Genomic DNA, 25114 nt, shown 5'->3' with positions numbered 1-25114 from the left:
TGATAAATTTCAAGTTTCACAAATATAGAATTTTAAAAATAATAATAAGATTTTATTAACTTTGGATAAAATAAGATGGAAAATGGAAATTACATTGAAAGATTTAGAAAATAATATCAGAACACTCCCTGAAAATTTTTACGAGGAAGTAAATGATTTTATTGATTTTTTAAAAACAAAATACACCAAAACTAATTCTCAGGATTGGGCAGAAAATTTATCAGAAATCCATAGAGATTCTATAAATAAAGGATTGGACGATATACAAAGTGGAAGAACGATAGGCCAAGAATCTGCCCAAAAGAATATAAAAGATTATATTAATTCAAAGAAATGATAATGGAAATTATTTGGTCTAATGAAGCTTTAAAGAATTATTTAAAGGTAATTGATTATTTGTTTGAAAACTGGACAATTAAAGAGATTAAAAGATTTGAATATAATTTTAACAGGTTAATTGCTAATTTGAAAGACCATGTTGGGATTTGTCCCAAATCTAAAATTCTGAACTTAAGAAAATGTGTTATTGATGAAAACAATTCATTAATTTATCAGGAAATCAATAATATAATTTTTCTTGTGACTATTATTGATAACAGAAGCTTTCATTCTTATTGAAAAAAACTCCGAATCTTACATTAAAGATTCGGAGTTTTTTATCATTAAATTTCAGATAAATTTTTACAAATTCTCCAAAATAAAATCAGTCATTTTCTGGTAAAGCTGAGGTCTTGTCTGCCCGCCATAAATTCCGTGGTTTTTGTCAGGATAAGCCATAAAATCGAATTGTTTTTTATTCTGAATCAGAGCTTCTGAGAATTGCATAGAGTTTTGGAAATGTACGTTATCGTCAGCCGTTCCGTGAATTAATAAGAATTTTCCTTTCAGTAAATTCGCGTATTCGGTAGGCGAGTTTTTATCATAACCGTCAGAATTTTCCTGCGGTGTTCTCAGGAACCTTTCCGTGTAAACGGAATCATAGAATCTCCAGTTGGTAACCGGTGCCACAGCAATTCCCATTTTGAAAACATCTGCACCTTTGGTCATGGCCAAGCTGGTCATATAACCTCCAAAGCTCCATCCGAACATTCCGATTCTTGATTTGTCGATATACGACTGATTACCGAACCATTTAGCTGCCGCAATCTGATCTTCAATCTCATATTTGCCCAAATTCATGTAAGTTACTTTTTTGAATTTCGCTCCTTTATAACCTGTACCCCGGCCGTCTACACAAGCAACAATATAACCTTTTTGTGCAAGCATTTCAAACCACAAAGCATTTCCATTATCCCAGGAATTGGCAACCTGCTGAGATCCCGGACCGGAATACTGGAACATAAACAACGGATATTTTTTATTTTTATCAAAATTTTTAGGCTTAATAATCCAGGCATTCATCTGATCTCCGGCTTCGTTGGGAATCGTCATGAATTCTTTTTCAACAAAGTTATCTGCTTTAAGCTTCTGAAGCTGGGCATCATTATTCTGAAGCTCTTTTACTACTTTCCCGGTTCCGTCCTTTAAGACAAAAGTGTAAGGTCTTGAAGCCGTAGAAGATGTTTCAATAAAATAATTGTAATTTTTACTGAAGCTTGCAGAATTATTACCTTCCGCATTGGAGATGAGCTGTGATTTCCCGTTTTCGATATTTACTTTGGAAACCACTTTATTAATGCTTCCCTTTTCTGTAGTCTGAACGTAAATTTCTTTTGATTTAGGATTATAGCCATAATAATCCGTTACTTCCCAGTTTCCTTTGGTCACCTGTTTTTTGAGCTTTCCGTCTTTGTCATACCAGTACAGATGGCGGTTGCCGTCTCTTTCGGAGCCCCAAAGGAAAGAATCATCCTCTAAAAATTCCAATGTCGGACTGTCGGTGTCAATCCATTTTTCATCTGTTTCAGTGAATAATTTCTGTACAGTTCCGGTTTTGGTATTTACTTTCAGAACATCAGATGCATTTTGAATTCTTTCAGAAGTAATCAAAACAATTTCATCCGGTTTTGCGGTCTGAATAACATTTGGAATATAATAATTTTTAAATGAACTTAAATTTAAAGGACTTGTTTTTCCATTGTCCATACGATACAGCTGCGCTGAAACTTTAGAATTGTTTTCTCCGGCTTTCGGATATTTATAACGCATTTCAGATGGGTAAAGCGTTTTACCGTAAATCGGGATAAAAATTTCAGGAACTTCACTTTCATCTGATTTTACAAAAACGATAGCATCTGAATTTTTCGTCCATTCATATTGTCTGGCATGCCCGAATTCCTCTTCATACACCCAGTCTGCAAGTCCGTTGATGATTGAATTTTTCTTACCGTCTGTTGTAATCTGTGTGATTTTTCCCGAATTTAAATCCTGATAGAATAAATTGTTATCAGCGATAAATGCAACTTTGGTAGCGTCCGGTGAAAATCTGGGCTCCTGAACAAATTTTCCATCATATAAAGCAACCGTTTTTCCTGATTTTAAATCTTTAACCTCAAATTTCCCGAGGAAAGAGTGTCTGTAAATGGGCTCGCTTTCTTTCAGCAAAAGAATTTTAGATTCATCTTCTGAAAATTCATAGCTTTCAAACTGGCCGTCAACAATATTTCCTTCCTTCTGAGAAGTTTTATAAGAATATTTTGCTATTCCTCCCTGTTCGATAACTAAGTAGTTTTCACCATTTTTCATGGATGTAATTCCGGCAATGCCTTTTCCACGGTAATATCCAGAATATATCTTATCTAAAGTGATTTCCTGTGCGGTTACGCTTTGAAATGCAGCAGCGATGGTAAGTGTTAATATGAATCTTTTCATTTTTTATTTTAAAGCTTTCAAATATAACAATTTTATGAATGTCAGAAAAAGCATTTGAAAATAGGCCTTTGGCAAAAAAATTGAATAGTTAAAGTATAATCAATATCATATAATAATTATGGAAACGAATGCTTTTGACCAGAAACTAAACCGGTACGAATTAGGAGACACCATTGTATATACAGGATTTTCAAGCTATAAAGACGCCGAAGAGTGCGCTCAGAAAAAAAATGGTGAGCTGGTGGAAGTGGGTTTTAAAGACGGTAACGACAACCCTGAAATAGGCAATGAGGCCAACCTGCTGGATAAAAAACTGCATTATTTCGTAGATGCCGGCGACGAATATAAATTCATTCACTCATCAGATCCGGGATTTAAAAAATATGCCGACGAACTGCAGAAAATAAAAGCAAAACTCCTGCAGTCTCCCCCTGATGAAAGATATCTGGCCAATTTCGAGATTGAAAACACAGAAGACCCGATCGTTGTGCTTAAAAATGATCATTTTGAATCGGTGACTTCACGAGAGCGTTCAAAATATCTGAAACATGCTAAAGTATATGAAATAGGTGTTTCTGTACCAAAATCTTAAAAATCATCATATTATGAGCAAGAACAAATATTCAGAAAAAGCTCAGGACAAAGTAGAGAAAGTAATGCACGAATTCAAGGAAGGAAAACTGAAGTCTTCTTCCGGAGATAAAGTGAAAAGCAGAAAGCAGGCGGTTGCCATAGGAATTTCTGAAGCAAGAGAAGAAGGCTTAAAAGTGCCTAAAGAAAAAAAGAAAAAAAATTAATTATAAAATAAACCCGGGTTGAAATTTTCAATCCGGGTTTATTTTGTAAGATGTATAATCGTTCGTCAGTTCGAGTGTTTTTCGTAATAAAATAAAGAAAAATGTATCGGAAACTGAGTACAATGAAAGCAGCCTGACAGTTGAAACTATCCTTTATAATTATAAAGAATCTGGTAGTACTCATCCGCCATTCGGTCGCTGTTAAACTGGTCTTTAACATCGTTCATCGAATTGTACTGTATCTTTCTCCATTGATTCGGATTGTCATAATATGCAGGAAGAATTTCGTTTTCCAGAAGTTCATACAGCTTGTTCATATCATAATTATCCTGTTCATAGATGCTCATATTCTCATAATCTCCTTTTGGTACAACGAAAGAATTTTCTCCATGCTTAGCAAATTCGGGAATCCAGCCGTCGTCGGTAGAAAGATTTACGGAACCGTTCATGGCAGCAGTCATTCCTGATGTTCCTGAAGCTTCTCTCGGAACTCTCGGGTTGTTTAGCCAAAGATCGGAACCCTGTTTCAGCAATTTGCTTAATGCAAGTTCATATCCCGTAAGAACGGCCATATTTTTATTGTTTTTGCTCTCTTCTACCAGTAAATTGAAAATAGAAATTGCAGAATAATCCATAGGATAAGGTTTTCCTGCAAAAATGATCTGTACCGGATGTTTCGGATTATTCAGAAGTTTATAAAATCTTTCTTTATCCTGCAAAAGAAGATCAGCTCTTTTGTAGCCGGCAAATCTTCTTGCCCATACAATGGTGAAGATATTCGGGTTAAAAAGATCGCCTGTCTGGTCTGCAACAACTTTAAAAAGTCTCTTTTTAAGATGTTTTTTACGGTAGTCAAAAACTGTTTCATCATTTTCATCCTTAGCATTATATAAAGGTTTGTCTGACCAGTACTTGAATTCCTGTGCATTGGTTATAGACTTAATTTCACAGATCCCTTCATATTTGCTCCACATGGCTCTTGAAACAACACCATGCAGCTGAGACACGCCATTGGCAATATGTGCCATTTTCAGGGCACACAAAGAATGGTTGAACCGGTCGTCGCCGGAACCTTCTATTCTCTTCACATCGTCCATGCTGAACCCGGAAAAATAAGACATTTCATAACAAAGTCTCAGACTATGTTTTTCATTACCGGCTTCTTCAGGAGTGTGGGTTGTAAACACCAGCTTTTCTTTTACCCTGTTCAGGTCTCCATTATATTTTTTTAGCAAGTGAAATGCAGCAGGAAGTCCGTGCGCTTCATTCAGGTGATAAATATCTCTTTCAAGATTCATCTCGTCAAGCAGTTTCGCACCACCTTTCCCTAGAAGAATATATTGGGCCAGTTTGGTAGACTCGTTCGCATCATAAAGCTTATGGCAAATGGTTTTTGAAATATGATCATTTTCCGGAACATCGGTAGAAAGAAAAAACATCGGTGCCGTCTGGAAAATATCCGGATCAAGATACCATACCTTTACCCAAACCGGTGCGCTGTGGATTTCAATCTGGAATTTTAAGCCTGTATCTTCAAGAAAACTGTACATTTTTTTTGTCCAGACCGGTTGTAAAGTCTGATCATGATTTCTCGCCTGGTCATAATATCCGAATTTCCACAAAATTCCGATTCCAATAAGATCCTGTTTCAGGTTATAAGCACTTCTCATATGAGACCCTGCTAAAAATCCGAGACCTCCGGAATATATTTTAAGAACCTGCTCTATGGCAAATTCCATTGAAAAATAAGCTACCTTTTTAGAGTATTTGGGATTGGTGCCAAAAGGCATTTTAAAGTTTCTAAAATCCATCACAGTTTTATATTTGAAAGCCAAAGGTATTAATTATGAAAGTAAACTAAATGTTAAATATCGAATAAATTATTTTAAAAGAAAATATAGCATTGAATTTTTACTTATCTTTAAATTGTAAATTTTTGATAATCAAAACTTCATGACATGAAACCGAAAGTTTTATGTGTTCCATAACAATAAACATAAGCACATGAAAAAGACTTTTTCTGATGAAGATTTAATTAAAAATCTAAGCCTTTATTATCTGAACCGGCATTTGAAAAAAAAGCCGATCGAAAAATATCACCGTACCATAGATCAGTCTCCTTTACATGACCGGGAAAAGTATAAGAAAAAAACAGAGATCTTACTGCTTAATTCTTTTATGCATCATTTCCCTGAAATAAAATTTGAAGATTTAACCTGCGAAAGCCCGGATTTTATCGCAAAATTCGACAATAAGAAGATTGGGATAGAACTCACCGAGGTGATCAATCATCTTGAAATGAAGAAGATTGAAAGCAGCTTAAACAAAATTTTCCGTCAGGCAGAAATATTATTGGAACAGGAAGACACTACGAGATTTCGTGGTGTTTATTTTTTAGAATTCCATTCAGATGTCCGGCCTGATACCCTGGAAAATCAACAGGAAATTATCCTCAATATCTACAAAAGCATAAAACGCGGAAAAGCATACGGTTGCGTAAAAAGCCTGAGAAAATCCTTTCACCGGAGAAATGTCTTCATCACCCATGAATACAACATGAACCTCTTTGATGAATTATGCTCTGAAAAAATTGTAGAACTTATTGAAAAAAAGAATGAAAAATTTCCATATTATGATACTTCCGTAGATGAATGCTGGCTCGTGATTGTTTCGGATATGAATTCTATCGCTTCCCGTTATACTTTTATTCAGGATAAGGAACATCTGCATCAGGTAAAAAGTCCTTTTCATAAAATTTTTCACATCGAAAATCTTTGCGGAAATATTACGAGTATAAAATGATTTATTGAGTATTCTACATTTTTTTTCAATTTATAATGAATTATGTTAAATTAAAATAGCGTAATCGATATGAAATGTTTATATTTGATATAAACAAAGAATCACTGAAATATAACCAAATTGAAAAAGCATGAAGAAATATTTACTTTTTTTTTTACTTCTATTATCCCGAACTCTTTTTTCCCAGGCCGACTGTTCCACAGCACTCACCGTCTGTGGAAATTCGAACATTACTTATTCTCCGTCGGGAATTGGCGCCGTCAATGAAAATCTTGGAGGATGTCTTACTACCGGTGAACATAATTCCATCTGGTACAAAATCACCATAGCAACGGGCGGAACGCTTACTTTCGATCTGGTGCCGAGTGATCCGGATGCCGATTACGACTGGGCGGTATACGGCCCGAATGTCAATTGCGGAAATCTGGGGGCGCCAATACGCTGTAACGCAGCAACCGTAATAGGCGTAGGAGCCTCTACCGGATTGAATATGACAAGTACGATTACTTCCGCGGCCGGCGGCTCTTTAACACCATACTGCAAATATCTGGATGTACTTCCGGGACAAACCTACTATCTTTACATTGACAATTGGGTAGATGTGTTTAATCCTACCATGGCTCCTTTCTCCCTGACATGGGGTGGAACGGCAACTCTTGCTTCACCATTTACCAATCCTAATATTCAGACGCAGCCTTTTACGCCGCCGGGAGCTCCAGCTGCAAATCCCGCAGATCCGAGGGAGATTATCATCTGCCAAAATCCGGCTGTTTTTGATTTCAGTACATTAACGGCAGGTATCCTGAACGGAAATTCAAATTTTCAGATCACGTATCATACTTCCCAAAATAATGCGCTTTCGGGAGCAAATCCTATTCTTACGCCACAAACAGTGAACATGGCGTTAACATATTATTACAGTATTCATTATCAGGATCCGGCAGATCCCAATAATCCGATCAATTCCTGCAGACAGACCGGAGCGTTTAAATTTAAACAGGGAAATATTACCGGAAATAATGTTACTCTTTACAGCTGTAATAACAATAATGCGGGGACTGCTACTTTTAACCTGACTTCTGCAGCGGTTTTCGGAGATCCTACCGCTACAAAAAAATATTACAATACCCTCAATGATCTTAATGCGGGAATTAATGAAATTGCAAACCCTGCCGCGTTTGTTTCCGCTGAAGGGGTGGTCTATGTAAAAATTACTTCTCAGTACGGTTGTGTGGCTGTAGCAGAGATTACTTTGAAATTTTACCCTGTCGTAATCGTAACAGAAGCAACACTGAGGTCATGTTTTATAAAATCAAATCCCTCTACGGCTTCATTTAATTTAACAACGGCTCCGGTAACCACTCAGACGGGAACCAAAACTTATTTTCCTTCGCTTGGAGATGCACAAAATAATACCAATGCCATCGCAAATCCTGCCAATTATATTGCATCAAACGGAGTTATCTTTATCAGGGTAACCAACGGAAACGGCTGTTATGCAATTGCAAAAGTTAATCTGGTAGTTCTTCCACCTGTATATTCTACTGTCCTTCAGGATAAAATCATCTGTATGGAAGATAAAACGACGCTTGATGCAGGATCCGGCTTTACAACATATGAATGGAATACAGGAGCGACAACACAAACAATATCCAATGTGGGAGTAGGAACATATTGGGTAAAACTGAAAACGGGAGATTGTACAACATTGCAGACTGTAAAAATCTATGCCTCAGAACAGCCGGTAATCTCTTCTGTGGATATTTCGAATACAACAGTGACGGTAAATGTTACAGGAGGAACAGGTCCGTACAGCTATTCCACAGATGGCATCAACTGGCAGGATTCTAATGTTTTAACAAATATTCCAAGAGGAGATCATCATATTTTTGTTAAAGATGCCTATGATTGTGATCCTATTGATATTAAGATTGTTGTACCGAATTTAGTAAATGTCATTACTCCAAATGGAGACGGCGTTAATGATATGATTGATTATTCTGCACTGGGAAATAAACAGAATCTTGTATTTAATATTTTCGACCGGTACGGAAATAAAATCTTCCAGGCAGATAAAATGAACGGTTACCGGTGGAACGGAACTACGGGTGGTAAAAAAGTCCCAACCGGCACTTATTGGTATTCCGTAACCTGGAATGAAAATGATAAAAAGAATACATTAATCAAATATTCAGGTTGGGTGATGGTAAAAAACAGAGATTGATCTATACAAATTAAAACTGCCTCGAGAGAGGTGGTTTTTGTTTTTCAATATTCAACATTTATGAAAAATTTTAAAATACAGAAAGATAAAGGAATCGTTTCTAGACAATTTTTAACGAAAAATGTTCATGACTTTGATTCCGCCTGTCATTATATCTCCATGTTGCCATACAAAAGAAATACTGATAAACGTGATATTCTTTGTGTTTTTAATGATTTGGGCGGGACCTGCAGCACTAAACATGCGGTATTGAGAAAGCTTGCTCTTGAAAATGATTATGCTGAAATAAAACTCATGTTGGGAATTTTTAAAATGGATGAAGAATATACGGGTAAAATTAAGAATACATTAGAAAAGTTTAATCTGAAATATATTCCTGAAGCACATAATTACCTGAAAATTGAGGGAACATATTATGATTTTACAAGGGCAAATTCCAATTATAATGATTTTAAAAATAAACTGTTACTTGAAAAGGAAATGGAATATGATCAAATTGTTGAAGAAAAAATGGTTTTTCATCAGGCCTTCCTTAAAAATTGGATTGATACTGAATGTCTTGACTATGACTTACATGAAATCTGGAAAATAAGAGAACAATGCATTAAAGATCTGCAGAAAAAAGATGATGCAGAACTTCATAATTTCTCTCCCGTATGTTATCAAAACAGTTCGGAAATAAGAGATGAATTTAAGCAATAGACTGAATCGATTTACAATTTGTATTAAATTGATTATCTTTGCAGCCACAAAATTCAGGATTAATAAATGTCTCAATTTCACAGAACTGCCGCATTTCATACCTTAGGCTGCAAATTAAATTTTGCGGAAACATCTACCATTGCCCGCCAGCTCACGGATGCGGGGTATGAAAAGGTGAGTTTCGATGATAAAGCGGATATTTATGTGATCAATACGTGTTCTGTTACGGAAAATGCTGATCGTGAGTGTAAACTCCACGTAAAAAGAGCAATGAAGGCCAATCCTGAAGGACTGGTTGTCATTGTGGGATGTTATGCACAGCTGAAACCTGAAGAAATTTCACAGATTGAAGGAGTGGATCTTGTATTGGGCGCCAAAGAAAAGTTCAATATCCTGAGCTATCTCGATGATCTTGAAAAATCTGAAAATGAGGGAATTGTGCACTCCTGTGAAATTGAAGAAACTGATTTTTTTATCGGAAGCTATTCTATCGGAGACAGAACCAGAGCTTTCCTGAAAGTGCAGGACGGCTGCGACTATAAATGTACATACTGTACAATTCCTCTGGCAAGAGGAATTTCCCGTTCCGACACCATTGAAAATGTACTGAAAAATGCCAGAGAAATTTCTCAAAGAGATATCAAAGAAATCGTTCTTACCGGGGTCAATATAGGAGATTATGGAAAAGGAGAATTCGGAAACAAAAAGCATGAGCACACATTTCTGGATTTGATTTCCGGGCTCGATAAAGTAGAAGGAATCGAAAGAATCCGCATCTCTTCCATTGAACCTAATCTTTTGAAAGATGAAAGTATAGAGCTGGTTTCAAGAAGCAGAAGTTTTGTTCCGCATTTTCACATTCCGCTGCAGTCCGGAAGTGATGATCTTCTGAAAAAAATGAAACGTCGTTATCTTACGAAATTATATAAAGACAGAGTTGCTAAAATCCGTGAAGTAATGCCTCACGCCGCGATTGGCGTTGATGTGATCGTTGGTTTTCCGGGAGAAACGGAAGAGTTGTTCATGGAAACCTATAACTTCCTGAATGAGCTGCCGATTACTTATCTGCACGTTTTCACCTATTCCGAAAGAGAAAATACCGAGGCTGCCGCAATGGATGGAATTGTACCGATTTCTGAAAGAAAGAAACGAAATAAAATGCTGAGAATTCTTTCCGAAAAGAAAAAGATGGCATTCTATCAGACCCAGCTTGGGAAGACACTTCCCGTACTTTGGGAACACGAAAATAAAGACGGAAAAATGTTCGGCTTCACGGAAAATTATGTGAGGGTACAGAAAGATTATGATGCAGCGTCCGTCAACCAGATTGAATTCCTGAAACTGGACAGAATAGAAGCTGATGGTACCGTTTCCGTACAATATTCCTTTGAGAAGTTCTTGGAGAAATTGTAAAACTTTTAGCTTTAGTATTTTTTTCGATCAATAAAATCATGTAACGGCAATAATAAAAGTGTGTTAAAAACGTATCTGACACTCTTATATTAAAGAAAAAAGGGGCAAATGCCCCCTGTTATTATTCTTGCCTTAGGCAATTATTTTGGTTTTACAGTTTTCTAGCCGGGCTTCCGATATAAACTCCTTCTTCACGGATATCTTTAACAACAATTGCACCCATCCCGATTGTTACATTATCACAAACTTTTATTCCCTGTCTTATGGATGAGCTTGTTCCGAAATAAACATTATCTCCAATTTCACAATTTCCACTGATATTCGTTGAAGGTGCTGTGGTAAAATAATCTCCGATTTTACAGTCGTGCCCGATGGTTGTAAGCAGATTTAAATGGGCATGCTTGCCGATCTTAATATCCGTGGTAACAATTGTTCCGGCTGTAATTATAGTTCCTTCGCCAATTTCAACATATTTAGAAATAGTAGCTGAAGGATGAATTAGCGTTGTATATTTTGTTTCCTTTGGAAGCCTTTCAACGACTGTCTTTCGAATTTTGGGATCTCCTATGGCAATCAGGACGTGGTAGTCAGCTGGATTAAATTGATCCTCGGTAATTACAGGAATCCCATGAACATTTTTTACATCCTTACAAAATTCATCCGTTTCCATGAAGCAGGCTATGTCTTCTAATTTTAAATCTGTATCGGCAATACAATCACTTAAACACATAAGTACTTCCTTACCAAACCCACTCGCGCCAACAATTAGAACTTTGTTGTCAAATTTTATCATATCTCTATTTTGATTTTTCTTCTGATGGTAACAAACGCTCAAATTTACGCAATTGTTTTTATGGATTAAAATTATTTTGTTTTAATTAATACAAAAAGTATTTTATTAATACATAATTATAATATTTAAAAAATTATATATTTATTAACGTATTGAATATTAAGCTTGTGTATTTGTTTGTTAGACAGGTCCAAGAAGGCTGTGGAATATCAGATTTTACTATATTCCAGCCATTAAAATCTTTTTAAATCTTTATCTTTATAGAAAAATAATAGAAATGAGAGATAAGTTTTTATCTTGGGGACTGGTATTGGTGATGGTTACCTGGGTTGTAGCATTACTCATCAGGGCGCATTACTGGATACCTATTCTTTTGACGGCCATTTATGCATTAGGGGTTTATAATGCCTATCAGACGAAACATGCAATTTTAAGAAACTTTCCTGTATTAGGCTATTTCAGGTATTTTTTCGAAAGTATTTCACCGGAGATGCAACAGTATTTTATTGAAAGGGAAACAGATGGAAAACCATTTCCGAGAAATCAGCGTTCTGCAGTGTATAGAAGAGCCAAAAACTTAGGGGATACTGTTGCTTTTGGGACGCAGCTGGAAATCAACCACCGGAAATACGAAGGAATCAAGCATTCTATTTATGCAAAGTCGCCTTCGGAAGAACTTCCGAGAGTATGGGTGGGAGGGGCACAGTGCACGCAGCCTTATCATGCTTCCTTATTGAATATTTCAGCCATGAGCTTCGGATCATTGAGTGACCGTGCTCAGCTATCATTGAACAGAGGTGCCAAAAAAGGTAATTTTTATCATAATACAGGGGAAGGAGGTATTTCACCCTATCATCTTGAAGGAGGGGATCTTTGCTGGCAGATCGGAACAGGGTATTTCGGATGCCGCGATGATGAAGGAAAGTTTAATGCTGAACTGTTTGCAAAATATTCCAATCTTCCTAATGTGAAAATGATTGAAATTAAGCTTTCGCAGGGAGCTAAACCGGGACATGGCGGTGTTTTACCAGGGGTAAAAAATACTCCGGAAATTGCCAAAATCCGTCACGTAACTCCGGGGATGACAATTATTTCTCCGCCATCACATTCCGCATTTTCTGATGCAGCAGGATTGCTGAGATTCGTACAGGAGCTGCGGGAGCTTTCCGGAGGGAAACCTGTTGGTTTTAAACTCTGTATAGGTGATACGAAGGAATTTGAAGACGTCTGTGTTCAGATGAATGTATTAAAAATTTATCCGGATTTCATTACCGTAGACGGTGCGGAAGGGGGAACCGGCGCAGCACCACCTGAATTTTCAGACGGTGTGGGAATGCCATTGGAACCTGCGTTGATTTTTGTAAACAGAACCCTTAAAAATTACAATCTGCGAAATAAACTTCGCGTCATTGCCAGCGGAAAGGTTTTAACAAGTCTGGATATTCTGAGAGCTGTTGCTATGGGAGCAGATATGTGTAACAATGCAAGAGGCTTTATGTTCTCCCTGGGCTGTATTCAGGCGTTAAGATGTAATTCTAATAATTGCCCTACAGGTGTTGCTACTCAGGATAAAATGCTGATCAAAGGACTGGATGTTACTGATAAAGCCGAAAGAGTATATCACTTTCATAAAAATACACTGCATACTTGTAATGAACTTATTGCTGCGGCAGGAAGAAGTTCTTATGAAGAAGTGGATGCAACAATGTTCATGAGAGGTGATGAATTTGATCATCTTTCCGATCATTATTTCCCTGATATTCTGGGAAATGTAAAACATAAATCAGGATTCTGATCATAAAAAAAACGCTTCATATTCTGAAGCGTTTTTAGTTTATTTTTCATTCGCTGGTCTTAAGTTGGCTTTGTAAATTTCGAAGTTAAACACAAAGCAATTGTTTTTAAGCGAAAATCCTGTATAGTTATAATGCAGATCTCTTGCAAATGCTGCTCTTGAAGGAACGATGATTACGCCCTGTAAGTTGTAAGAATCACCGTCATTTTTATTTTCGTACCCTTTAAAGTATTTCAATCCTTCCTGAAGTCCTTCGATTTCGTAATAGCTTCTCTTTTTCGCATCATCGCTGGTCGCACTCTCAAGAACATTGTTTTTTACATAATAGTAGGGCGGGTCTGTCGCTGGTGAACCTGAACCGTTAATAGTATTTAAAAGAACTCCTGCGCTTCCGAAAGATATGTTTCCATCACTTTCTGCTGCAAGATAATAATTGGCCCTCATCATTACTCTGATTTGTGTGGCGTTGTCTGCTGTAGAATTGGTTTCAAGGGTTACGCCGGGAGATGGCTGTGCCCCGTTTCTTATAATATAAACTACTCCTGAAGGAAGTTTTACCGGATTAAGCTCGGAAAGCTTTTTTTCATTGTCATCAGAAGCGTCTGTTGAACTGAAAGCTTTTATATTTCCCTGCGCATCAAGATAATTATTATCCATGAACTTTTGAATAGCCTGGTCGTCATATGAATTTCTTACCGATACATCTTCAGGTTCTATAAAAGTTTCAACCTCATCATCCTTTTTACATGCAGAAAAGCAGAGAGATCCCGCAAGGATATATAAAAATATTTTTTTCATTTCAAAAACTTTAATTACTTTACAAATAATATAACGGCAAAAGTATAAAAAATTATGAGAATAGATAAATTTTTATGGAGCATTCGTTTTTATAAGACCAGAACCATCGCTACAGAGGAAATCAAAAAGAACAGGGTTTCTATCGGCGAGTCGGTGGTAAAGTCTTCTAAAGAGGTAAAAGAAGGAGATGTGATTAAGATCCGTAAAAATCAGATTGACTATAAAATAAAGGTGATCCAGATTCCTAAAAGCAGGATAGGCGCAAAGCTGGTCCCGCTTCATATCAAAGATGTAACGGATAAAGAGCAGTATGAGCTTCTGAAAATGCGTAAAATGTCCCAGGATTATTACAGAATCAAGGGAGAGGGCAGGCCTACGAAAAAAGACAGAAGGGATATGGATGATTACGTGGAAAACGATATTGCTTCAGATTTTACCGACTGGGATGATTTTTTCGGTGAAAAGGATGGCGACAATTCAGAAGATGATTAATAAATAAAGCTCTAGAGATAGAGCTTTTCTATTATTTCAGCTACAATTTCTTCAGGTTGTCTGTTGTCTGTAACCACATGAAACTGTGCCTTACTGTAAAAAGCGTTTCTCTCAAACAAATGCTTGGCAATAAATTCGGGAAGATCTTCATCGGGTATATTGGCAATAAGCGGACGTTTTTCCTTTTGTTTGGATAGCCTTTCTGCTAAAGTTCCTACGGAAGCTCTCATAAAAACACTCTGGGAATTACTGTTGATAATTTCCATATTATTGTAATAAGCGGGCGTGCCTCCGCCCAGGCTTAGCACCAGATTTTCTTCAGTAGCCAGAATTTCTTCCAGTGCCTCCCGTTCCAGCTTCCTAAAATAGATTTCTCCTTTTTTTGCGAATATTTCCGGAATGGTTAATTTATTTCGCTTAGAAATCTCTTTATCGAGGTCAATAAGTCTAAAATTTAGTTTTTCGCTTAATATTTTGGAAATGTGAGATTTGCCACTTCCCATGTATCCGACCAGTGAAATTATCATGAATTTTTTTTAAACAAATTTGCAAAAAAGTTTTGAGAAATAAAAAAAAGCTATATCTTTGCACCACTTAAAACAAGGGACATTATTCAAATGAAAACTTGATAATAAAGTGGCCGACTCGGTAGCTCAGCTGGTAGAGCAATACACTTTTAATGTATGGGTCCTGGGTTCGAATCCCAGCCGGGTCACTAGCAAAAAATTACTAGATTTTTGTAATTTTATTTGCCTGCGTGGTGAAATTGGTAGACACGCCATCTTGAGGGGGTGGTTTCCTAAGGATGTGCTGGTTCGAGTCCAGTCGCAGGCACAATGCAGAAAATTGAAATAATTAATACTGAAAATAAAAATTTTATTTATATTTATCATTATTAATTGTGACCGACTCGGTAGCTCAGCTGGTAGAGCAATACACTTTTAATGTATGGGTCCTGGGTTCGAATCCCAGCCGGGTCACAAGTTTACTGAAAAGTAAATTTTTTTCATATTAATATTTTGTGATTTGGTGTTTCAAAGGCTTCCTCAAGAAGCCTTTGATTTTTTATATATATTCTATTTCTTTTATTTTAATCCTGATAGGAAAAGTTTTCCATCAGCCAGCTATTCTGAAGTAATTGAAAATTTTAAAGTGATCTTAATAGTATTTAAATCAAACAAAAGGCGCCGCTTAAGCAACGCCCGGATCTTTATTTTAAATGTGTAAATCTTAGTCTAAACTCAGCCTGATTTTAATCCAGATGCATATTGTCGATCAGCCGCACACCGTCTACAACAACTACGATAAAAGCCCTGAAGTTTCTGTCTTTATAGAAAAAATCTGTTTCTTTCAGAGTTTCTTCGTCGGCAATCAGAAAATATTCAAGCTGCATTCCTCTTTGATTATCAAAAATATCCTGTACCCGCTGTTTAATTTCAGGAACTGTTAACACACGGAACCATTCATTGACTTTTTTCAACGTTTCATAAATTATTTTTGAAGCTTCTCTGCGGTCTTTATCGAGTCTCTGGTTTCGGGAACTTAAGGCCAGTCCGTTTTCTGCCCTGAAAATAGGAACTCCAATTATTTTAATCGGAAGTTTTTTCTTTTCAGTCATCTTTCTGATAATGGCAAGCTGCTGAAAATCCTTTTCACCAAAATAAGCACTGTCTGGTTTCACCTGTAAAAAAAGTTCCTCTACTACCGTTCCCACACCATCGAAATGGCCCGGTCTGGATTTTCCTTCCATCTCATCTTCAAGTCTATCAAAATCATAATGCCTGCTTTCGGTCTTTTCAGGATAGATATCGGTGACTTCAGGAATGTAAACGGCGTCTACCAGTCCTGATTTTTCAAGGATCAAAATGTCGCGGTTAATATCTCTCGGATATTTTTCAAGATCTTCCGGGTTATTGAATTGGGTTGGATTAACAAAAATTGATGAAACCACCAGGTCATTTTCTTCTCTGGCCATTTTATAGAGCGAAAGATGGCCGTCATGCAGGGCTCCCATAGTGGGTGCAAAACCTATCTTTTTTCCCATTTCTTTCTGTCTTTCAATGAAATCCTGAAGGATCTTCTTGCTTTTTAAAACTTCCATAGTTTATTTTAATAGTAATTCAAAAATACTAAAAATATCATATAGTTATGATACAGTTACACGCGGTTTTAATAATTTCAGACCGCAAATTATCGTAAAAAAATGTTAATTAAATTAATGTTGAATGTTTTTTCGTAATTTTGCGCATTAAAGCATTTTTACAAAAATTAGATAGAAGTTTATGCCGAATCAAAAAATACTGTACATTACTACAGAGATGTATCCATATCAGGAAGATACAAATATGGCTGCATTGGTAAACAAAATGGCACTTAAGATGCACAATGAAGGCAATGATGTAAGAGTTTTTATGCCAAGATTTGGACAAATAAGTGAAAGGAAATTCCAGCTTCATGAAGTGATCCGCCTGTCGGGAATGAATATCATCATCAATGATCTGGATCAGCCTCTTATTATTAAAGTAGCGTCTCTTCCGGGGGAAAGACTTCAGGTATACTTTATCGATAACGAAGAATATTTCAAAAGAAAGCAATATTATTTTGATGATGAAGGAAATCCTTTTGATGATAATGATGAAAGAGCAATTTTCTTCGCCAGAGGTGTAATTGAAACTATTAAAAAGCTCAATTGGGTGCCTGATGTGATTCATCTTAACGGATGGATGTCATCTTTTGTTCCTATTTATCTTAAAACATACTACGAATCCGATACTTATTTTAAGGATGCAAAAATTGTTCTTTCGTTATACAATGAAAAAGATGCATCTTTAGCTTCCAATATTGACGAAAAGCTGAAGTTTGATAATATTTCAGGTCTTAAAGCGTTAAATAACCCAAGCGTTAAAACTTTCGTTGCCGAAAGTATGGGCTATGTGGATATGATCGTAAAGGGCGATGAGTTTCTTGATGAAGACCTTGATAAGGCATTCAACGAAACATCAACCCCGAAATCGGAATATCTGGACATAGATTCTATTAATCAACTTTATTAAGAAAACACATTTTTAATGATTCATACTGTTAAGAAGACAATCACCGCAATTTCTATGGTGGTTTTGGGAAGTATATTACTTTACAATTGTGAGCCGGATGCGGATACTTTGGGAGAACAGCTGTTTTTAGACGGCGCTGCACAAGGTAAAGAACAGGCTTTTCCTGTTGTTGCATATAATATTAATAATAACGATACCATTCGTACGGATGCATCAAAACTTACTTACGGAGTGCTGGGTGCTTTTAATGAAAGCCAGTTCGGAATGCAGAAAGCGTCTTATCTTACTCAGGTTAAACTATCCACTTATGATCCTGACTTTGGAACCAATGCCACTGTAGATTCTGTAGTTCTCGTGATAAAACCAAGATATGCCTCAGATTCTGTTACGACAAATACCGTAGACGACAATTATACTTATACTACGGCAGCGGATGGAGCGGTAAATGCTAAAAAGGTAGTTAATACATATCCTGTTTTAAAATTCGGGAGAGCAAAAAAGAGTTTAACCATAAAGGTAAATGAAGTACAGACTTTCCTTAAAGCAGCTTCAGATACGGTAAAGTCTAATGACGTTTTTGCGTTTGATTCTAATGAATTAGGTTCAAAAGTATTTAATGGAAACGCAAGCTCTATTGCCATTACAAAAGATGATGGAGGTACGGCATTATTTACTGCTTCAACACCGGGAATCAGAATTCCGCTGGATAAAAATTTCTTCCAGACTAAAATCATTGCCAAAAAAGATCAGCCTGAACTTCAGGATGCATCCAACTTTATCCGTTATTTTAAAGGATTAAGAGTTTCTGTTGCAGAGTCGGACGGATATTTGTTCCAGTTTGCGCCTAATGATATGGAAATGATCATGTATTATAAATATGATAAAACGGAAAACGGAACGACAACAAGACCGCAGACTTCTTATTCATTCGTACTAGGATCAGGAAATGCTCACATTGGTCAGTACCAGTATGCCAGAACTGGTTCTGCAGTTTCAGGTGCCGGATATAACAGCGTTACTGGTGATTCAAAACTTTATGCCCAGGCAATGGGAGGGAATTCTATCGGAATTAAAATCCCTGAGTCTACCATTAATGATCTTAAAAATCTGTATCAAAATAATAAAGCAGCTATAATAAGTGCTAAGATCAGAATTTATGTAGATCCTGCATGGAACAGTACAAAATTTAAAAAGCCTACAGAATTTACTTTATTGCGCAGATATGTTGATCCTGCAAATTCCTCTAATCCTACCAAGGTAAGAACGAGTTTTACCAATGATCTCTTAAAGCTGGCAGGAGTTACCGGATATACCATTTTTAAAGCGTACAATATGGATACAGATAAAACATATTACGACTTTATTGTTACACAGTCCATAAAAGAAATGATTGAGCCGGATAGCAAGGCGTCAACAGACAAAACCGAAACAAAATATTTTAAAATAAATTTAGGAAGTTTCGAAAAAAGTTCCGACGGAACTACTCTTGCCGGTTACAAATCTACAACTACTTCTTATAATACAAGCAGAGCAGTATTTATCGGAACAGATGCAACAAATGCTAACCGTGTACAACTTATGGTTACTTACGGGACAAAATAATATTTAAAAAACACACTTAAAACACTTAAACACTTGATATAATTATGTGCGGAATCGTTGGATACACAGGCTTTCAAGACGCTTACGATATAGTAATTAACGGTCTTAGAAGATTAGAATACAGAGGCTACGACAGTGCCGGAATCGTTTTAGAAGATGGGAATAACAAATTAGAGGTTGAAAAAACGAAAGGCAAAGTTGAGGATCTGGTGAATATTTCCGGCCAATTGAAAGGTAAAGCTAAAATCGGGATGGGACACACCCGCTGGGCAACTCACGGAGTACCAAGCGACAGAAACTCTCACCCTCATTTATCTAATAACGGGAAGCTAGCTATTATTCATAATGGAATCATTGAAAATTATGATACCATCAAAACAATGCTTACGGAAAAAGGATTCTCCTTCAAATCTGAAACAGATACCGAAGTTCTGGTTAATCTTATTCAGTATTTTATGGACCTTAACAATGAAACGGATTTTCCTACTGCTGTAAGATATGCATTAAATGAAGTTTACGGAGCATATGCTATTACCGTAATGCATGAAGATTATCCGGGAGTACTTGTTGTTGGAAGACTAGGGTCTCCGTTGGCAATAGGAATTGGCGATAAAGAATATTTTATAGCGTCTGACGCTTCTCCTTTTGTAGAATTTACAAAAGAAGCTATTTATCTTGAGGAAGGACACATGGCCACCATCTCATTGGAAAATGGTGTGGATATAAGAACAATTACTGAAAATTCTAAAATCATACCTGAAATCCAAAAACTTAAGTTAAGTCTCGAGCAGATTGAAAAAAGCGGATATGAGCATTTCATGTTAAAAGAAATCTTCGAACAGCCAAAATCCGTTCATGATACCATGAGAGGACGATTACTGGTGGATGAAGGTGTTATCAAAATGGCCGGAATCTGGGATCATATTGAGAAATTCAAAAATGCTAACAGAATTATTATCATTGCCTGCGGAACATCATGGCATGCAGGACTCATCGGAGAATATCTTATCGAAGAATATGCAAGAATTCCTGTTGAAGTAGAATACGCTTCTGAATTCAGATACAGAAACCCGATTATTACGGACAAAGACGTTGTTATCGCGATTTCCCAATCCGGAGAAACTGCAGACACCATGGCTGCCCTTAAACTCGCAAAAGAGAAAGGTGCATTTATTTACGGGATCTGTAATGTTGTAGATTCATCTATTGCAAGAATTACAGACGCAGGATCCTATACACACGCAGGCCCTGAAATCGGTGTAGCTTCTACAAAGGCATTTACGGCACAGCTTACAATTCTTAGCTTAATTGCATTAAAATTAGGTAAACACAATGGAAACTTAGGAAATGCTGATTTCATGAGCTTAACCGCTGAATTGGATGCTATCCCTAAAAAAATCGAAGATGTATTAAGTTCTACTCATGAGCTTGTGCAGAATATTGCTAAAGATTTTGTAAATGCAACAAACTTCCTTTATCTGGGAAGAGGATACAATTATCCGGCAGCCCTTGAGGGAGCTTTGAAGCTAAAAGAGATTTCCTATATTCATGCAGAAGGATACCCTGCAGCAGAAATGAAACACGGTCCTATTGCATTGATCGACGAAAATATGCCTATTGTAATTATCGCTCCTAAAAAAGGACATTATGACAAGATTGTAAGTAATGTTCAGGAAATTAAAGCAAGAAAAGGAAAGGTAATCGCTGTGGTAAATAATGGAGATACACAGGTAAGCGAAATGTCAGACTATGTTATTGAGATCCCTGAAACGTCAGAATGTTTCTCGCCAATCGTGGCATCAGTGCCTTTACAGCTGTTAGCGTACTATATTGCAGTGTATAGAGGAGCGAATGTAGACCAGCCGAGAAACCTCGCAAAATCTGTAACTGTGGAATAAAAAATACTTGTAAATAAAATAAATTTAGATTTCTTTCGTTATTTCAAAAAAAATCTTAAAAGTTTCTTAAAAAAATTATATATTTACGGCTTAATTATAAAAATTAACATGAAAAGGATATTTCTTTTATTATTGTCTGCGTCAGTAGCGTCGGTATCTTGTTCAGGTGGTGGTACTTCTTCTGTGGGGAAACCAGGAACAAAAGGAGAGTTGATACCAAGAGAAAAAACAAAATCATTTGTTGCGGAAAGACCATACGGCATGGTTGCAATTCCTGCAGGATCGTTTGTTGCGGGGCTAACTGATCAGGATTTTACAGACAGTCCTGAAAAAGCTCAGGCAAAAACAGTTACTGTTTCTTCTTTCTTCATGGATGAAGCAGAAACTACCAATGCTGAGTATAGAGTATTTATCAACTATGTAAGAGATTCTATCGCAAGAACACTACTTGCTGAAGCTGCCGGAGAAGGTGGTGAAGGTAAAGGAAGAGGAACAAGCATAGGAGATTATGCATACCTTGCTCAAAAAGAAGAAAATTTAACACCATATCAGGAATATTTAGAAGCACAGGGAGGCGGAGACGAAAGTACTTTTGATCCTACCAAAAAAATCGACTGGAAAGTTCCATTGCATTGGAATACGTCCAAATATCCGGACGTAGAATATGCAGAGGTTCTTGAATCAATGTATTTGCCTGCTTCTTCAAGAGTTGGTAATGAAAGAATCCTTGATGTTAGTAAACTTAAATATACTTACAGATGGGGGGACATGGATGTTGCTATGGCTGAAAAAGAAAGAGGTGTAAACTACCTTAGAAGTGAAAGCATCGCCATCTATCCTGATACAACCGTTTGGGTAAAAGATTTCCATTTTGCTTATAACGAACCATTGTTCGAACAGTATTTCTGGCACAAAGCTTACAAAGATTATCCTGTAGTTGGAGTTACCTGGGATCAGGCAAGAGCTTACTGTAACTTCAGATCCAAATTGAAATCCGATTATAACGAAAGTTTAAAAAGAAGAAAACAAAGACCATTGCAGTTCAGACTTCCAACGGAAATCGAATGGGAATATGCTGCAAGAGGCGGAATGCAAAATGCTACTTATCCTTGGGGTGGTCCTTACTTAATGGATGACAGAGGTTGCTACCTGGCAAACTTCAAACCTAAGAGAGGAGATTACATGGAAGACAACAAAAAAGGTACTTATACATATACTGCTCCTGTAAAGAAATTTAAGAAAAACGGTTATGGATTATATGATATGGCTGGAAACGTTTCTGAATGGACATTATCTGCTTACAACAACTCTTCATACGGGTTCTCATCTACTTTAAACCCTTCTACAAAAGATTTAACTGACACGAAAAAATCAGTAAGAGGTGGTTCTTGGAAAGATGTTGGATATATGTTGATGAACGGTACAAGAGACTGGGAGAGAAAAGATTCAGCAAGAAGCTATATCGGATTCAGAACCGTACAGGATATTCCTGAAGCTGCTGTTAAGCCAAGAAAAATTAACAGATAATTTTTCAAACCATTTTTATTTTCAATAACAATTTTTTATTTAACATTAAAAAAAACTAACTTATATGTTTAAGACTAAAGATGCTTGGATGAATTTCTTCTATTCATTCGGTGCTGCAATTGTAATTCTTGGAGCTTGGCTTAAAATTACTCACATCAACATTGGACCTATCACAGGTAACGTTGCTCTTACAGTGGGACTTATTACAGAAGCGATCATCTTCATTATCTTCGCTTTCGACCCGCCAAAAACTGAAGAATCTTATGCTTGGGAAAACGTATATCCGGAATTATTAGATAAACATGCAAATCCAAATCCTTTGCACTCTAATGTATCAGCTAAAAATACAATCGATCATTTTGCTGAACTTGAAAATTCTCTTTCAGGAAAATTAGATAAAATGCTTCAGGATGCTAAATTGGATGTTCAGCTATTCGAAAGATTAAGAACAGGAATCGATAAATTTTCAAGTTCTGTAGATCAGATCAATCAAACGGTAGATGTTTCTGCTTCTACACATAAATATAACGAACAATTAAATAAAGCTGCTCAGCACATGGAGAGCATGAATGCACTTTATGCAATGCAGTTGGAAAACGGACAAAGACAGTCTGATTTTGCTAAAAAATATGTAGAAGATATGCAGAAGTCTGCTGAGCACTCAGAAAAATTCAACCAAGAATTGCAAGGTTTAACAGCTAACTTAAATAACTTAAACAGAGTTTATGGTGGTATGCTAACTGCTATGAAGTCATAATCCTTAACCATTTCTAAATTTAACTACTTAACTAAAACAAAAAGAAAAGAATGGCACAAGGAAAACAGACACCTCGTCAGAAGATGATCAACCTGATGTATTTGGTGTTCATCGCGATGATGGCTCTAAATATTGATGCGGAAATCATTAGATCATATTATGACTCTACGGTTGCTTTAAAAGATACGCGTTTATTAACAGAAAGAAAAAACGAAGATATCTTTGAAAAGACGTTAGAAGCTAAAGCTCAGCAGGTACCGGATACCTATGCTCAGCCTTGGCAGCAATATCAGCAGCTGAAGCAGAAAATAAATGCGTTGGTACAGCATGCAGATCAGATCAAGGATAAACTTAAAAAAGAATCCGAATTTGTAGAAAAAGATCCTAAAACAGGAAAGTTGATTGATGTAAGTGAAAATTTCTCAGCACTGAACAACAATGAAGCAACTACAACCTATTTCTTTAAAGATGGAGATGAAAACTCTGCATCAAAAGGAGCTATGGAACTGAAAGCGAAAATTGATGATGTCAGAAACTATATCAATGCTACTTTCGGAGGAAATTCTCAGTTAAAAGATTTAATTGAAAGAGCTAACAAATCATTAATCGCAGAATATCCTAAAGGACAGTCACCAAACAATAAAACATGGTTACAGAATAAATTCTATCACCAGCCTCTTATTGCAGCATTGTCTAATCTTGAGATTATTCAGAATGATGCGAGAAATGTACAGTCTGATGCATTAGCATTATTATTACAGGAAAAAGTGGATGCAAGCATCAAGTTTACAAGCTATGAAGCAATCGTTTCTGCTCCTGTAGATGTTGTTGCAGGTAAGCCTGCCGAAGCAGTGGTAATGTTAGGTAATTATTCTAACAGTAACAAAATTAACATTTCCGGAGTTGGAAGACAGGAAAATGGTAAAGGATATGCTACACTAAATACCAGCGGAATCGGGCCACACACATTAAGTGGAAATATTACTTTAACGGATGCTACCGGAAAAGCACAAAGCTTCCCGTTCACGCATACATATAATGTAATTGCTGGTCCTCAGGAAGTGAAACTTCAGAAAGGTTTATTGCTTTCAGCTGATAAAATGAATGTAATGTACAGAAACCTTGATAACCCTGTTTCAGGTTCAATCTTAGGTGCCGATAATGCTAAGTTATCCTTATCTGCTCCTGGAGCTACTGTTAAGAGTACAGGTCCAGGTAAATGGGATGTTAGACCAGGTGCAGGAAATATTCTGAAAATAACATTATCTGGAACAGATCCTTACGGAAAATCAATTTCTCAGGTTTTTGAATACAGAATTAAAAATGTACCTCCTCCACAAGGACAGATCAGAGGGAAGAATATGTTGACATTACCAGCATCTTCAGTTGAAAATCAACAGCTTCAGGCAGTTATTCCTGACTTTGACTTCCCGGTATCCTTCAACGTGACTTCGTTCATGGTAAGAGTGCCTGGTAGAGCTTCAATGCAGGTTCAAGGGAATTCTCTACAAGGAGCAGCAGGAATGTTTAGAAATCTAAGACCTGGAGACGGAGTATATATCTTTGATATTAAAGCAACAGCTACTGGATTAGGAAATACTATTATTCCAAATATTTCACCTGTATTAATTAATGTTCAATAATAAAGAA

The 25114-nt window shown here is 36.6% G+C and carries 22 protein-coding genes and 3 tRNA genes; 19 read left to right on the top strand and 6 right to left on the bottom strand.

The features are described 5' to 3' along the window. The first annotated feature begins 82 nt into the window (after nucleotides 1-82). Nucleotides 83-337, top strand: a complete 255-nt coding sequence (locus M0D58_RS07460) for a DUF2281 domain-containing protein (protein ID WP_248394670.1) — start codon at nucleotides 83-85, stop codon at nucleotides 335-337. A gap of 2 nt (nucleotides 338-339) precedes the next feature. Continuing rightward, nucleotides 340-618: a type II toxin-antitoxin system RelE/ParE family toxin gene (locus M0D58_RS07455; RefSeq protein WP_248394668.1), complete on the top strand. Its 279-nt coding sequence runs from the start codon at nucleotides 340-342 to the stop codon at nucleotides 616-618. A gap of 63 nt (nucleotides 619-681) precedes the next feature. Here M0D58_RS07455 and M0D58_RS07450 read toward each other — a convergent pair whose 3' ends face one another. Beyond that, complete coding sequence (locus M0D58_RS07450; RefSeq protein ID WP_248394667.1) at nucleotides 682-2811, bottom strand: S9 family peptidase; 2130 nt, start codon at nucleotides 2809-2811, stop codon at nucleotides 682-684. A gap of 118 nt (nucleotides 2812-2929) precedes the next feature. On the opposite strand from M0D58_RS07450, the gene M0D58_RS07445 reads away from it, so the two are divergent. Together M0D58_RS07445 and M0D58_RS07440 are read left to right on the top strand one after the other, a co-directional pair. After that, nucleotides 2930-3403 (top strand): hypothetical protein, encoded by a 474-nt coding sequence (locus M0D58_RS07445; protein WP_248394665.1) that lies wholly within the window; start codon nucleotides 2930-2932, stop codon nucleotides 3401-3403. Nucleotides 3404-3416: 13 nt separating this feature from the next. Then, nucleotides 3417-3608, top strand: a complete 192-nt coding sequence (locus M0D58_RS07440) for a DUF6496 domain-containing protein (protein ID WP_248394663.1) — start codon at nucleotides 3417-3419, stop codon at nucleotides 3606-3608. Between the two features lie 146 nt (nucleotides 3609-3754). Here M0D58_RS07440 and glgP read toward each other — a convergent pair whose 3' ends face one another. Then, nucleotides 3755-5419, bottom strand: a complete 1665-nt coding sequence (gene glgP, locus M0D58_RS07435) for an alpha-glucan family phosphorylase (RefSeq protein WP_248394661.1) — start codon at nucleotides 5417-5419, stop codon at nucleotides 3755-3757. Nucleotides 5420-5612: 193 nt separating this feature from the next. On the opposite strand from glgP, the gene M0D58_RS07430 reads away from it, so the two are divergent. The 4 genes from M0D58_RS07430 to mtaB all read left to right on the top strand — a co-directional run bounded on the left by M0D58_RS07430 (nucleotide 5613) and on the right by mtaB (nucleotide 10749). Further along, nucleotides 5613-6410, top strand: a complete 798-nt coding sequence (locus M0D58_RS07430; protein WP_248394660.1) for a hypothetical protein — start codon at nucleotides 5613-5615, stop codon at nucleotides 6408-6410. 130 nt (nucleotides 6411-6540) lie between these two features. After that, nucleotides 6541-8634 (top strand): T9SS type B sorting domain-containing protein, encoded by a 2094-nt coding sequence (locus tag M0D58_RS07425; protein WP_248394659.1) that lies wholly within the window; start codon nucleotides 6541-6543, stop codon nucleotides 8632-8634. 60 nt (nucleotides 8635-8694) lie between these two features. Continuing rightward, nucleotides 8695-9336, top strand: coding sequence for a hypothetical protein (locus M0D58_RS07420; RefSeq protein WP_248394657.1), 642 nt, complete (start codon nucleotides 8695-8697; stop codon nucleotides 9334-9336). Nucleotides 9337-9402: 66 nt separating this feature from the next. Beyond that, on the top strand, nucleotides 9403-10749 hold the full coding sequence (gene mtaB, locus M0D58_RS07415; RefSeq protein WP_248394655.1) for a tRNA (N(6)-L-threonylcarbamoyladenosine(37)-C(2))-methylthiotransferase MtaB: 1347 nt from the start codon (nucleotides 9403-9405) through the stop codon (nucleotides 10747-10749). A 151-nt stretch (nucleotides 10750-10900) separates the two neighbouring features. On the opposite strand, the gene M0D58_RS07410 is transcribed toward mtaB, so the two are convergent. After that, on the bottom strand, nucleotides 10901-11479 hold the full coding sequence (locus tag M0D58_RS07410) for an acetyltransferase (RefSeq protein WP_248394963.1): 579 nt from the start codon (nucleotides 11477-11479) through the stop codon (nucleotides 10901-10903). Between the two features lie 340 nt (nucleotides 11480-11819). On the opposite strand from M0D58_RS07410, the gene M0D58_RS07405 reads away from it, so the two are divergent. Further along, nucleotides 11820-13337, top strand: a complete 1518-nt coding sequence (locus M0D58_RS07405) for an FMN-binding glutamate synthase family protein (RefSeq protein WP_248394653.1) — start codon at nucleotides 11820-11822, stop codon at nucleotides 13335-13337. Between the two features lie 39 nt (nucleotides 13338-13376). Here the strand turns inward: M0D58_RS07405 and M0D58_RS07400 are convergent, their stop codons facing one another. Further along, on the bottom strand, nucleotides 13377-14135 hold the full coding sequence (locus M0D58_RS07400) for a hypothetical protein (protein ID WP_248394651.1): 759 nt from the start codon (nucleotides 14133-14135) through the stop codon (nucleotides 13377-13379). Nucleotides 14136-14189: 54 nt separating this feature from the next. On the opposite strand from M0D58_RS07400, the gene M0D58_RS07395 reads away from it, so the two are divergent. Further along, the gene (locus tag M0D58_RS07395; protein ID WP_248394649.1) at nucleotides 14190-14627 is read left to right on the top strand and encodes an RNA-binding S4 domain-containing protein; all 438 of its coding nucleotides are present in this window, start codon (nucleotides 14190-14192) and stop codon (nucleotides 14625-14627) included. A gap of 11 nt (nucleotides 14628-14638) precedes the next feature. Here M0D58_RS07395 and M0D58_RS07390 read toward each other — a convergent pair whose 3' ends face one another. Next, nucleotides 14639-15154, bottom strand: coding sequence for a shikimate kinase (locus M0D58_RS07390; RefSeq protein ID WP_248394647.1), 516 nt, complete (start codon nucleotides 15152-15154; stop codon nucleotides 14639-14641). Nucleotides 15155-15269: 115 nt separating this feature from the next. On the opposite strand from M0D58_RS07390, the gene M0D58_RS07385 reads away from it, so the two are divergent. The 3 genes from M0D58_RS07385 (at nucleotide 15270) to M0D58_RS07375 (ending at nucleotide 15607) form a co-directional block, all read left to right on the top strand. Next, nucleotides 15270-15342 (top strand) — tRNA-Lys (locus M0D58_RS07385). Between the two features lie 36 nt (nucleotides 15343-15378). Beyond that, nucleotides 15379-15461, top strand: a tRNA-Leu gene (locus tag M0D58_RS07380). A gap of 73 nt (nucleotides 15462-15534) precedes the next feature. After that, a tRNA-Lys gene (locus M0D58_RS07375) sits at nucleotides 15535-15607 on the top strand. 272 nt (nucleotides 15608-15879) lie between these two features. Here the strand turns inward: M0D58_RS07375 and panC are convergent. Next, nucleotides 15880-16728, bottom strand: a complete 849-nt coding sequence (gene panC, locus M0D58_RS07370; protein ID WP_248394645.1) for a pantoate--beta-alanine ligase — start codon at nucleotides 16726-16728, stop codon at nucleotides 15880-15882. Nucleotides 16729-16909: 181 nt separating this feature from the next. Here panC and M0D58_RS07365 point away from each other — a divergent pair, with 181 nt between their 5' ends. The 6 genes from M0D58_RS07365 (at nucleotide 16910) to porM (ending at nucleotide 25107) form a co-directional block, all read left to right on the top strand. Next, nucleotides 16910-17680, top strand: a complete 771-nt coding sequence (locus tag M0D58_RS07365) for a glycogen/starch synthase (protein ID WP_248394643.1) — start codon at nucleotides 16910-16912, stop codon at nucleotides 17678-17680. 15 nt (nucleotides 17681-17695) lie between these two features. Further along, on the top strand, nucleotides 17696-19282 hold the full coding sequence (locus M0D58_RS07360) for a DUF4270 family protein (protein ID WP_248394641.1): 1587 nt from the start codon (nucleotides 17696-17698) through the stop codon (nucleotides 19280-19282). 44 nt (nucleotides 19283-19326) lie between these two features. Next, the gene (gene glmS / locus M0D58_RS07355) at nucleotides 19327-21180 is read left to right on the top strand and encodes a glutamine--fructose-6-phosphate transaminase (isomerizing) (RefSeq protein ID WP_248394640.1); all 1854 of its coding nucleotides are present in this window, start codon (nucleotides 19327-19329) and stop codon (nucleotides 21178-21180) included. Between the two features lie 108 nt (nucleotides 21181-21288). Further along, nucleotides 21289-22707, top strand: a complete 1419-nt coding sequence (gene porK, locus M0D58_RS07350; RefSeq protein ID WP_248394639.1) for a T9SS ring complex lipoprotein PorK/GldK — start codon at nucleotides 21289-21291, stop codon at nucleotides 22705-22707. A 64-nt stretch (nucleotides 22708-22771) separates the two neighbouring features. Continuing rightward, nucleotides 22772-23464, top strand: coding sequence for a type IX secretion system motor protein PorL/GldL (porL, locus tag M0D58_RS07345; RefSeq protein WP_072886096.1), 693 nt, complete (start codon nucleotides 22772-22774; stop codon nucleotides 23462-23464). A gap of 50 nt (nucleotides 23465-23514) precedes the next feature. Further along, the gene (gene porM / locus M0D58_RS07340; RefSeq protein WP_248394638.1) at nucleotides 23515-25107 is read left to right on the top strand and encodes a type IX secretion system motor protein PorM/GldM; all 1593 of its coding nucleotides are present in this window, start codon (nucleotides 23515-23517) and stop codon (nucleotides 25105-25107) included. Nucleotides 25108-25114: the final 7 nt, after the last annotated feature.

This window comes from Chryseobacterium nepalense, from assembly GCF_023195755.1.
GTDB lineage: Bacteria > Bacteroidota > Bacteroidia > Flavobacteriales > Weeksellaceae > Chryseobacterium > Chryseobacterium nepalense.
The sequence above is the reverse complement of the archived record's forward strand: the minus strand, read 5'-3'. Positions and strand labels throughout refer to the sequence as shown.